At 69.4% G+C, this 11,384-nt stretch carries 9 protein-coding genes and 1 pseudogene; 6 read left to right on the top strand and 4 right to left on the bottom strand.

What is annotated here, in order from left to right:
• From kdpB (VXC91_RS37745) to VXC91_RS37730, 4 genes are all read right to left on the bottom strand, one after another.
• Positions 1-1,686: potassium-transporting ATPase subunit KdpB (gene kdpB, locus VXC91_RS37745; protein ID WP_408057570.1), on the bottom strand; the 1,686-nt coding region annotated here is incomplete at its 3' end.
• Entirely contained in the window at positions 1,686-3,350 is a 1,665-nt protein-coding gene (kdpA, locus tag VXC91_RS37740) for a potassium-transporting ATPase subunit KdpA (RefSeq protein ID WP_329511871.1), read from the bottom strand. The genes kdpA (VXC91_RS37740) and kdpB (VXC91_RS37745), both read right to left, overlap by 1 nt.
• Before the next feature lie 6 nt (positions 3,351-3,356).
• The gene (gene kdpF, locus VXC91_RS37735) at positions 3,357-3,446 is read right to left on the bottom strand and encodes a K(+)-transporting ATPase subunit F (protein WP_329511870.1); all 90 of its coding nucleotides are present in this window, start codon (positions 3,444-3,446) and stop codon (positions 3,357-3,359) included.
• A gap of 304 nt (positions 3,447-3,750) precedes the next feature.
• Entirely contained in the window at positions 3,751-4,332 is a 582-nt protein-coding gene (locus VXC91_RS37730; protein ID WP_329511869.1) for a universal stress protein, read from the bottom strand.
• Between the two features lie 324 nt (positions 4,333-4,656).
• On the opposite strand from VXC91_RS37730, the gene VXC91_RS37725 reads away from it, so the two are divergent.
• The 6 genes and pseudogenes from VXC91_RS37725 (at position 4,657) to kdpA (VXC91_RS37700) (ending at position 11,378) form a co-directional block, all read left to right on the top strand.
• Positions 4,657-5,100: an SAV_915 family protein gene (locus VXC91_RS37725; RefSeq protein ID WP_329511868.1), complete on the top strand. Its 444-nt coding sequence runs from the start codon at positions 4,657-4,659 to the stop codon at positions 5,098-5,100.
• Positions 5,101-5,114: 14 nt separating this feature from the next.
• The gene (lysA, locus tag VXC91_RS37720) at positions 5,115-6,446 is read left to right on the top strand and encodes a diaminopimelate decarboxylase (protein ID WP_329511867.1); all 1,332 of its coding nucleotides are present in this window, start codon (positions 5,115-5,117) and stop codon (positions 6,444-6,446) included.
• Between the two features lie 97 nt (positions 6,447-6,543).
• Positions 6,544-6,633, top strand: coding sequence for a K(+)-transporting ATPase subunit F (gene kdpF / locus VXC91_RS37715; protein ID WP_059129256.1), 90 nt, complete (start codon positions 6,544-6,546; stop codon positions 6,631-6,633).
• Positions 6,633-8,821: pseudogene (gene kdpB, locus VXC91_RS37710) on the top strand (potassium-transporting ATPase subunit KdpB). Before kdpF (VXC91_RS37715) ends, kdpB (VXC91_RS37710) begins: the two are co-directional and overlap by 1 nt.
• A gap of 2 nt (positions 8,822-8,823) precedes the next feature.
• Entirely contained in the window at positions 8,824-9,726 is a 903-nt protein-coding gene (locus tag VXC91_RS37705) for a potassium-transporting ATPase subunit C (RefSeq protein WP_329511866.1), read from the top strand.
• A 2-nt stretch (positions 9,727-9,728) separates the two neighbouring features.
• Entirely contained in the window at positions 9,729-11,378 is a 1,650-nt protein-coding gene (gene kdpA, locus VXC91_RS37700; protein ID WP_329511865.1) for a potassium-transporting ATPase subunit KdpA, read from the top strand.
• Positions 11,379-11,384 lie beyond the last annotated feature (6 nt).

Raw genomic sequence — 11,384 nt, 5'->3', positions numbered from 1 at the left:
GGTGCCGGTGTTCATGGCCACGCCGACGTCGGCCTGGGCGAGCGCCGGCGCGTCGTTGGTGCCGTCGCCGGTCATCGCGACGAGCTTGCCGCCCGCCTGTTCCCGCTTGATCAGCGCCATCTTGTCCTCGGGAGTGGCCTCGGCGAGGAAGTCGTCGACGCCGGCCTCCTCGGCGATGGCACGTGCGGTCTGCGGGTTGTCACCCGTGATCATGACCGTGCGGATGCCCATGCGCCGCAGCTCGTCGAAGCGTTCGCGGATGCCTTCCTTGACGACGTCCTTGAGGTGGATGACCCCGAGGATGTGGGCCCGGCCGGCTGCGACCTCGCCGACGACGAGCGGGGTGCCACCGCCGGCGGCGACCGCGTCGACGATCGGTCCGACCTCGTCTGTGGGGTGTCCCCCTGCGTCCCGCACCCACTTCATGACGGCCGTCGCGGCGCCCTTGCGTAGCCGCCGCCCGTCCGCGAGGTCAACTCCGGACATCCGGGTCTGCGCCGTGAACGGCACGAACTCTGCGCCGTCCAGCTCCCCTTGGGCGCGCCCGCGCAGCTGGTACCGCTCCTTCGCGAGGACGACGATGGAGCGGCCCTCGGGCGTCTCGTCGGCCAGCGACGACAGTTGGGCCGCGTCCGCGAGGGAACCCAGCTCGGTGCCGCCGACCGGAAGGAACTCGGCCGCCTGCCGGTTGCCGAGCGTGATGGTGCCGGTCTTGTCCAGCAGCAGTGTGTTGACGTCGCCCGCGGCCTCCACCGCGCGCCCGGACATCGCCAGCACGTTGCGCTGCACCAGACGGTCCATGCCGGCGATCCCGATCGCCGAGAGCAGGGCGCCGATCGTGGTAGGGATCAGTGCGACCACGAGGGCGACCAGGACGACGATGCTCTGCTTGGCGTCGCCGTAGATCGCGATCGGCTGGAGTGTGACGACGGCCAGGATGAAGACGATCGTCAGCGAGGCGAGCAGGATGTTCAGCGCGATCTCGTTGGGGGTCTTCTGCCGGTCGGCGCCCTCGACGAGCGCGATCATCCGGTCGATGAAGGTCTCGCCCGGCTTGGAGGTGATGCGGACGACGATCCGGTCCGAGAGCACCTTCGTCCCGCCCGTGACCGCGCACCGGTCTCCGCCCGACTCGCGGATGACCGGAGCCGACTCACCGGTGATCGCCGACTCGTCGACGCTCGCGATGCCCTCGACGATGTCGCCGTCGCCGGGGATGACCTGGCCGGCCTCGACCACCACATGGTCGCCGAGCTTCAACTCCGCGGCGGGAACGAGTGCTTCGGCCAGCCCGGTGGCGCCAGGACGCCAGTCGCTCATCCGGCGGGCGACGGTCGCCGTCCGGGTCTTGCGCAGCGTGTCAGCCTGGGCCTTGCCGCGGCCCTCGGCGACCGCTTCGGCAAGGTTGGCGAAGACGACGGTCAGCCACAGCCAGGCGCTGATCAGCCAGGCGAACACGGAGGAGTCCGCGATGGCGGAGCCCGTGGTGAGGACCGCGCCCACCTCTACCACGAACATCACGGGGTTCTTGGCGAGCGTGCGGGGGTCGAGCTTGAGGAACGCATCGGGCAGCGAACGCCAGAGCATCTTCGGGTCGAGCAACCCGCCCTGGACCCGGTGGGGTTGGATGGTCATGGACCGCCCGTCGTGCGGTGCGGCGGGACGGTTGGTGGTGGTCAGCGACATCAGGACAGCCCTTCCGCGATCGGGCCGAGGGAGAGAGCCGGGAAATACGTGAGCCCGACGACGATGAGGATCACGCCGAGCATCAGACCGACGAACTGCGGGCGGTATGTTGGCAGCGTGCCCGCAGTGACCGGAACAGGCTGTTGCTGGGCGAGCGAACCGGCCAGCGCCAGCACGAACACCATCGGCAGGAAGCGGCCGAACAGCATGGCCAGGCCCAGCGCGGTGTTGTACCAAGTCCCGTCGACAGTGATGCCTGCGAAGGCCGAGCCGTTGTTGTTCGCCGCGGACGTGAACGCGTACAGGACTTCGGAGTAGCCGTGTTCAGCAGGGTTGAGCATCTTTGCCCGCGCGCCGGGCGAAGCCATCGCCGCCGCCGTGCCGATGAGGACGACAGCGGGCGTGGTGAGAATGTACAGAGAGGCGAACTTCATCTCGCGTCCGCGGAGCTTCTTGCCCAGGTACTCCGGCGTACGGCCGACCATCAGCCCGGCGACGAACACCGCCACGATCGCGATGATAAGGATGCCGTACAGACCCGATCCCGTGCCGCCGGGTGCGATCTCCCCGAGCAGCATGTTGAAGATCAGCAGGCCGCCGCCGCCAGGGGTATAGGAGTCGTGGAAGGAATTGACCGCGCCGCAGGAGGTGAGCGTGGTCGACACCGCGAACAGCGCCGAAGCCCATATGCCGAACCGTTGTTCCTTGCCCTCCATCATGCCGCCCGCCGCATGGCCGGCCGGACTGCTCGTGCTGTGCAGTTCGTTGGCCGTGACGACGCCCACGGAGACGATCCAGATCGCCGCCATCACGGCGAGGATCGCGTAGCCCTGACGATTGTCGCCGACCATCCGGCCGAAGGTGCGCGGCAGCGAGAACGCGATAACCAGGATCAGGTAGATCTCGAAGAAGTTCGTCAGTGCATTCGGGTTCTCGAAGGGGTGAGACGAGTTGGCGTTGTAGAAGCCGCCGCCGTTCGTGCCCAGTTCCTTGATGACCTCCTGTGAGGCGACCGGGCCGCCCGTCATGGACTGGTGGTCACCGGCGATGGTGGAGATCGAGTGGATACCGTCGAAGTTCTGGACCGCTCCGCCTGCTACCAGGATGATCGCGAAGACGAAGGCGATCGGCAGCAGCACCCGGAAGGTGATCCGGGTGAGGTCCACCCAGAAGTTGCCGATGCGGTCCGTGTGTTTGCGGGTGAAGCCGCGGATCAGGGCCGCCACGACCGCGATGCCCATGGCGGCGCAGACGAAGTTCTGCACCGCCAGGCCCATCATCTGCACGAGATGGCCCATGGTCGATTCACCGTAGTACCACTGCCAGTTGGTGTTGGTGACGAACGAGACCGCGGTGTTGAACGAGCCATCGGGATCGACCGGCTTCATCCCGATCGACAGCAGCAGATGGTTCTGCAACCGCATGAAGCCGTACAGGAACAGGATGCTCACCACGGCGAACGCCAGCACGCTGCGCAGATACTGCAGCCACGTCTGGTCGGTGTCGCCGTCCACGCCGCCGAGCCGGTAGGCGGCCCGTTCGACGCGCAGATGGCGGGGCGAGGTGAGCGTGTGCGCCATGAAGTCGCCGAGCGGACGGTACGAGGCGGCGAGGAGCGCGACCAGGAGCAGGATCTGAAGCCAGCCGGCGAGGGTCTCATTCATCGTGCATCAGAACCTCTCCGGCTTCACCAGGGCGATGATCAAATACACGACGAGGCCCGCCGCAGTGGCGAGCCCGATGATGTCTCCGACAGTCATAGACGATCAACTCCCCTGGCAATCAGAGCGATTGCGAGGAAGCAGAGGATCGTCAGGCCGATGAACGCGAGGTCGGACATGAGCGACTTCACCCCAAGGACGGGTCGGCGGTGACCAACGCCGTACAAGGAACCGTGCCGGGGCGCGCTTGGCGAGGTTCGTTGACGATTTTCATGCGCCAAAGGACCCCGAATTTATGACTTCCTGACGGCACGGCAATAAACCCGGCGTCGTCATCCGGCCGTCATCACGACGCGTATCCAGCCCGTGGCTGCCGGGGCGGCCCAGTTCAGCGACTGGGTGCTCAGGAGTCCGAACGCCCCTGCGCCAGCCGGAACACCTCGTGCTCCAGACAGCCCGTGTCCAGGCCGAGCCCCAGGACGTTGCGGCGGTGGGCCGCGGCGAGTTCGGCTTCCAGGGGCGACGGCGGCACCGCCAAGACCGGGCAGCCGGCATGGGACAGGCAGTAACGGCTCACGGAGCGCGAGCAGGCGCGGTGCCAGAGGCTGCGCCGGCCGGCCCCGACGACCAGGACATCGCTCTCGCGATCGGCTATCTCCACCAGCGCCGATCCCGGGGCGCCCCGGGCGACCAGGGCACGCATCGCCAGGCCGGGTCCGGCCTGGCCGAAGACGTCGGTGAGGGCGGTGAGCATTCTTTGCCGGGCCAGGTCCTGCCATGTGTCGACCATCACGGTTGTGCCGGGGCCGTGCCGGGAGACGAGGTCACCTCCGGGCGGCTCCCAGGCCAGCACCGGCCACAGCTCGGCGCCCCGGCAGCGTGCCTCCTCGGCGGCCCGGCGCAGGGCGGTGAGACTGCCCAGGGTGCCGCTCACTCCCACCACGACGCGAGCAGTGTCCGTGGGGGCGGCGCCGGTACCGGGCATGACTCCACCGTTCCTCTCAGGCGCCCGCGGGCGTGTCCCATGGGCAGCCCTTGTGCGGGCCCCTCCATCTCACCCCTGGTCCCAGGCCCGCGAACAGCCGGGGGACCGTTTTCTTGGCGCTCCCTTGATGGGGTGCCCGAAGGCCGCACGGCCTTCGTGTCAGCGTCCCGTCAGCGTGTCCCCGATCGCCGTCAGCATCGCGTCATGAAGCATCCGAACCCCCGGGTGGCGGGGCATAGCGTCATCTGCAAGCCCCGGTACGCCCCCCGCGGCCGGGGCACCCCCCCAACTGATGAAGCAGCCGGATCCTCCAGGAGGCATCCCATGACAGACATCCTGTGCGGTGAAGACCCGGAACCTTGTGAACGGTTCCCGGCCGGACCACTGTTCGTCCCGGTCCGGTCGGGTCCGGCAGGGTGTGCGGCGCGAATCTTCCGCACCCCCCTCGGCGACCGTACGGCCGTCGGCTTCACCTCCAAGGAGTGCCTGACCGCGACGCTCGGCTCCGACCAGGCGTGGATCCGGTTGGCCGAGCCCGCGCTGCGCGCGCTCATCGCTCCGCTGGGCGTCACCACCGTCACCGTGGACCCCCAGTTCTCCGCGCCGGCCCCCGCGCCGACCACCCGGGCCACTGAGCTGCCCCGGGTGCCGGAGAAGCCGCCTGTGAGGAGTTCACGCACAAGTATCTGGGATCCGCAGGCCGTCGGCGTGCTGCGGGTGACCGGTGCCGCCGCGCTCGTCTCGGCGCTGGCGCTCTGGATCGGTTGAGAGGGGAAGGCATCATGACCACCGTCCGCGAACCCGCCGTCACCACTTCCGAGGAACTGTCGGTCTGGCCCGCCTCGACGGCCGAGCACCACCGCGGTGACCTCGAGGTGGGCGGCGTTCCACTGACCGAGGTCGCCGAGCGCTTCGGGACCCCTGTCTACGTCTTGGACGAGGCCGAGGTGCGTGAGCGCTGCCGCACCTACCGGCACGCCTTCCCGGAGGCCGAAGTCCTCTACGCGGCCAAGGCGTTTCTGTGCCGGGCCATGGTCCACTGGATGGACGAGGAAGGCCTCGGTCTGGATGTCTGCTCGGCCGGCGAACTGGAGCTCGCCGTCACGACCGGGTTCCCGCCCGATCGGATCGTGCTGCACGGCAACGCCAAGTCCCCGCGCGATCTGGAGACCGCGCTGCGCCTCGGTGTCGGCCGCATCGTCATCGACAGCCCGTCGGAGATCGCGCGGCTGGCCGCCGCCGTCGGACCCGAGGGACACCAGAAGGTGATGGTCCGTGTGGTGCCCGGCATCAGCGCCGGTGGGCACGAGAAGATCCGCACCGGCACGGAGGACCAGAAGTTCGGCCTGTCCATCGCCGACGGTTACGCCCAGCACGCCATCGGTCGCATACTCGACCAGCCGCAGCTCGAACTGACCGGTCTGCACTGCCACCTCGGCTCGCAGATCACCAGCGTCAAGCCGTATCTGCTCGCGGTGCGCCGCATGGTGGGGCTGATGGCCCGGTTGCACGAGCAGCACGGCCTGGTCCTGACCGAACTCGATCTGGGCGGCGGTCATGGCGTCGCCTACCGCCCCGGTGAACAGGCCCTGGACCTCACCGCGCTGGCCCGCAAGGTCCGTGCGGAGCTGAGCGAGGCGTGCGCCGCGGCCGGGCTTCCCGTGCCCCGCCTGATCATCGAACCGGGCCGCGCCATCGCGGGACCGTCGGGCATCGCGCTGTACCACGTGCTGTCCGTCAAGCGCACAGGTGACCACACGTTCGTGGCGGTCGACGGCGGCATGAGCGACAACCCCCGGCCCGCGCTGTACGGCGTGCGCTACGCGCCGCGGCTCATCGGCCGGCACAGCACCGCGCCGACGACGCCGGTGACCGTGGTGGGCCGCCACTGCGAGGCAGGCGACGTCCTTGCCACGGACGTCCAACTGCCCGACGACGTCCACCCCGGAGACCTGCTGGCGGTCCCGGTCGCGGGTGCGTACCACCTGTCGATGGCCTCCGGCTACAACATGGTCGGCCGGCCGCCGGTGGTCGCTGTCCGCGACGGTCACGCGCGCCTCCTGGTGCGCCGGGAGTCCCTGGACGACATCCGCAGCCGGGACGTCGGGCTCTGATCACCCCGTCCCCATGATCCACCTCCGGGCGAGTCGACGGCCCGGCCCTCGCCCGGAGGTGTTCCTAACCCCTGTCCGAACAACGAGTGAGGTCCTTGTGACGGCCGAGAACATCGTGGGGCTGATCGTCGCGATCGCCCTGCTGGCCTACCTGGTGGTGGCCCTGATCAAGCCGGAGCGCTTCTGATGACCGCGCCCGCCCCCGTGAGGGAGAAACCCACGGAGAGCCTGCCAACACCCAACGCCACGGGACCGTCGCGCCGGATCGGCGCCGGGCTTCTCGACCCTCAGCAGCTGTGGCTGGCCCTGCCCGCCGCTCTGCGCAAGCTCAACCCGGTGACGCTGGCCCGCAACCCGGTCATGTTCGTCACCGAGATCGGCGCGGCCCTGACGACGGGCCTCGCCATCGCCCATACGTCGCTGTTCGGATGGCTGATCACCGCCTGGCTGTGGCTCACGGTCATCTTCGCGAACCTCGCCGAGGCCGTCGCCGAAAGTCGTGGACGCGCCCAGGCCGACACTCTGCGCGGGATGCGCCGTCAGACCGTCGCCCGGCGGTGGGCCGGCAGCCCGGCGCCGCCGCCGGCTCGTACATCGAGGAGAGCGTCGGCGCGGGGGAGTTGCGGCGCGGTGACATCGTGGTCGTCGAGGCCGGAGAACTGGTCCCCGGCGACGGTGACGTCATCGAGGGCGTCGCCAGCATCGACGAGTCGGCCATCACCGGGGAATCCGCGCCGGTCATCCGCGAGGCCGGAGGTGACCGGTCGGCCGTCACCGGCGGCACGCGCGTACTGTCGGACCGGATTGTCGTCCGCGTCACGCAGGAGCCCGGCGCGTCCTTCCTGGACCGGATGATCTCCCTGGTCGAGGGGGCCGACCGGCAGAAGACGCCGAACGAACTCGCGCTCAACCTGCTGCTGGTCATGATGACGTTCGTCTTCCTGGTGGCGGTCCTCACGCTCCAGCCGATGGCGATCTTCTCCAAGGACTTCATGGCCGCCGCTCACGACAGCGAGGCGCTCACCGCCAACGGCGTCACCGGTATCGTCCTGGTCTCGCTGCTCGTCTGCCTGATCCCGACGACCATCGGCGGCCTGCTGTCCGCGATCGGCATCGCGGGCATGGACCGGCTGGTGCAGCGCAATGTGCTCGCCATGTCGGGCCGCGCGGTGGAGGCCGCCGGCGACGTCAACACGCTGCTGCTCGACAAGACCGGCACCATCACCTACGGCAACCGCCGGGCGAGCGACCTGCTCACGGTCGACTCCGTGACGGGCCGCCGGCTCGCGGAGGCCGCCGCGCTGGCCAGCCTCGCCGACGAGACGCCCGAGGGCCGCTCGATCGTCGAGTACGTGCGCGACAAGTTCGGCCTGGAGCCGCCGGCGCCTGTGAACGCCGAATGGGTTCCCTTCAGTGCCACCACCCGGATGTCCGGTGTGGACGCGGCCGGCGACGCCTCCCGGGCGGACGGGGGACCGCGACGGCTGCGCAAGGGCGCGGCGTCGGCGGTCGCGGCGTGGGTGAAGGAGAACGGCGGCACGGTACCCGCGGCCCTGGACGTGTGCGTGAAGCAGGTCTCCGCCTCCGGCGGCACCCCGCTCGCGGTCGCCGAGCAGTCCGCCGACGGCCCGGCCAAGGTGCTCGGCGTCGTCCACCTCAAGGACGTGGTGAAACCCGGCCTGCGGGAACGCTTCGCCGAGCTGCGCCGGATGGGCATCCGTACGGTGATGGTCACCGGCGACAACCCCGTCACCGCGAAGGCCATCGCGGACGAGGCGGGCGTCGACGACTTCCTCGCCGAGGCCACGCCCGAGGACAAGCTCGCGCTCATCAAGAAGGAGCAGGCGGGCGGCCAGCTGATCGCCATGACCGGCGACGGCACCAACGACGCGCCCGCGCTCGCGCAGGCCGACGTCGGCGTGGCGATGAACACGGGCACGTCGGCCGCCAAGGAGGCCGGCAACATGGTCGACCTCGACTCCGACCCCACGAAGATCATCGACATCGTCGAGATCGGGAAGCAGCTCCTCATCACCCGGGGCGCGTTGACCGCGTTCTCGATCGCCAACGACATCGCCAAGTACTTCGCGATCCTCCCGGCCATGTTCGGCGGGGTCTACCCGGCGCTCGACGCGATCAACATCATGCGGCTCCACTCGCCGACGTCCGCGATCCTGTCCGCGGTCATCTTCAACGCGGTGATCATCGTCGCGCTGATCCCGCTGGCCCTGCGCGGAGTGCGCTACCGGCCCAGCAGTGCGGACTCCCTGCTGACCCGCAACCTGTGGATCTACGGCATGGGCGGACTCATCCTGCCCTTCCTCGCGATCAAGCTCATCGATGTCGCCGTCGTCCAGTTCATTCCCGGGATCTGACCATGACCTTCCTCTCCAGGATGCCCGCCTGGGTCGGCCACCATGTGGCGGCGATCCGGGTGGTCATCGTGCTCACTCTGCTCGTGGGGCTCGCGTACCCGCTGGGCATGACCGCCATCGCCCAGATTCCGGGGCTCCACCAGCGCGCACAGGGCTCCGCACTCACCGGCGCCGACGGCAGGCAGGCCGGAAGCACGCTGATCGGGCAGTCCTTCGTCGACAAGAAGGGCAACCCGATCCCGTACTACTTCCAGCCCCGGCCCTCCAACGCCGGCACCGGATACGACGCCTCGGCGTCGGCGGCCGGCAACCTCGGCCCCGAGTCGACCGTCGACGTCCTGCCGTTGAAGGGGCAGCCCGACTCCGGCAAGCAGAGCCTGCTCACCCAGGTCTGCGCCCGCAGCAAGGCGGTCGGCGAGCTGGAGCACGTCGACGGCTCCCGCCCCTACTGCACGGCTGACGGCGTCGGCGCCGTGCTCGGCGTCTTCCGCGACGGCGGCACCACGGGCAGGGCCACCCGCGTGGTCAGCGTCAACCAGGCGTGTCCCGCGAAGCCGTTCGTCGCCGCGTACGAGGGTGTGACGGTCGTGTGTGCCGAACCGGGGGAGGACTACGGCAAGGCCGTGGTCACCCCGATCCGCGGTGACGTGCCCGCCCACCCCAAGGTCCCGGCCGACGCGGTCACCGCGAGCGCCAGCGGACTCGACCCCCAGATCAGCCCCGCCTACGCCGAGCTCCAGACGCCGCGCGTCGCCCGCGAGCGCGGGATGAACGAGGCCGCCCTGCGCAAGCTGATCGACCGGTACACCAGCGGCCGAAGCCTTGGATTCCTCGGTGCACCGGCCGTGAACGTCGTCCAGTTGAACGCGGCCCTCGACCGCACGCATCCCGAGAAGGGGGCCTGAACATGTACGCCTGGCTCCAGGCCACCCTCATCCTCGCGGTCGTCGTCGTACTGCACGTTCCGCTGGGCGACTACATGGCGAAGGCCCTGGACGGCGGCCCGCACGGGCGTGCCGAGCGCGCCCTGTACAAGGTGTGCGGCGTCGACCCGGACCGTGAACAGGACTGGCGTCACTACCTGTTCGCGCTGCTCGCCTTCAGCCTGATGAGCATCGCGGCGCTCTTCGCCCTGTTCACCCTCCAGGGCAAGCTGCCCTGGTCCACCGGCCACGAGGGCATGCCCTGGCGGCTCGCCCTGCACACCGCGGTCAGCTTCACCACCAACACCAGCTGGCAGAACTACGCGGGCGAGTCCACCACCGGTCACCTCGCGGTGATGGCGGGCCTCGGCGTGCAGGCCTTCGCCTCGGCGGCCGTCGGCATCTGCGCGGCCCTCGCCCTCATCCGGGGCCTGGTGCGCCGGGACACCGCCCAACTGGGCAACTTCTGGGTCGACCTGATCCGTACGATCTTCCGGGTCATCCTCCCCCTGTCGATCGTCTTCGGGATCATCCTGATCGCCCTGGGCGTTCCCCAGAACCTGGCCGATGCGCACACCGTCACCACGGTCGCGGGCGGACAGCAGACCCTGCTGGGCGGTCCGGTCGGTTCCTGGGAGCCGCTGAAGCTGATGTCGGGCGACGGCGGCGGTGTCTTCAACGCCAACAGCGCGCACCCCTTCGAGAACCCGTCGGCATACACCAACGCAATCGAGATCGTGCTGATGCTGCTGATTCCGACCGCGTTCATCCGCACCTACGGCCGGATGATCGGTTCGCTGCGGCAGAGCTGGACGCTGCTCGTGGTCGTCGGCATCCTCTTCGGCCTGCTGCTGGCGGCCGGCAGCCTCGCGCAGAACGCCCACTCCGGCACCGTGACGGCGGCGGTCGGCGGGCAGTACGAGGGGACCGAGACCCGCGTCGGTATTCCCGGCTCCACGCTCTTCGGCGTGGCGGCCACCGGATCGGCGGACGGCGCGGCCAACGCCTCCTACGACAGCTTCTCCAGCCTCGGTGGAGGGGTGCTGCTGTCGGCGATGATGCTCGGCGAGATCGCCCCCGGCGGCACCGGCAGCGGTCTGTACGGCCTGATCATTGCGGTGATGATCGCCGTGTTCATCGGCGGTCTGATGGTGGGTCGTACGCCCGAGTACCTGCGCAAGCGGATCGGGTTCCCGGAGATGCGCTACGTCGTCCTGTACGCGCTGGTCGCTCCCACGGCGATCCTGGGCTTCGCGGCGCTCGCCGTGGCGCTGGGCGATGGCCAGTCGTCCATGGGCAACCCGGGGCCGCACGGCCTGAGCGAGCTGGTCTACGCCTACACCTCCAACGTCAACAGCAACGGAAGCGCGATGGCGGGCTTCAACGGCGCCACCGACTTCCACAACCTGCTGATGACCGCGGCCATGCTGATCGGGCGCTATGTGCCGATGGTGTTCCTGCTCGCCCTCGCCGGGCGGCTGGCCCGTCAGCAACCCGGTGTGGTCACCGTCGGCACCCTCCAGGCCCGCGGCGTCAACTTCGTCGCCCTGGCCACCGGTGCCGCCCTCATCCTGGCGCTGCTCAACTTCCTGCCGGCCCTCTCGCTCGGGCCGCTGGCGGAGGGGCTTCTCTAGTGCTGC

The organism is Streptomyces chiangmaiensis, assembly GCF_036281785.1.
GTDB classification, from domain to species: Bacteria; Actinomycetota; Actinomycetes; order Streptomycetales; family Streptomycetaceae; genus Streptomyces; species Streptomyces chiangmaiensis.
This window is presented reverse-complemented; position numbering and strand designations above follow the sequence as displayed.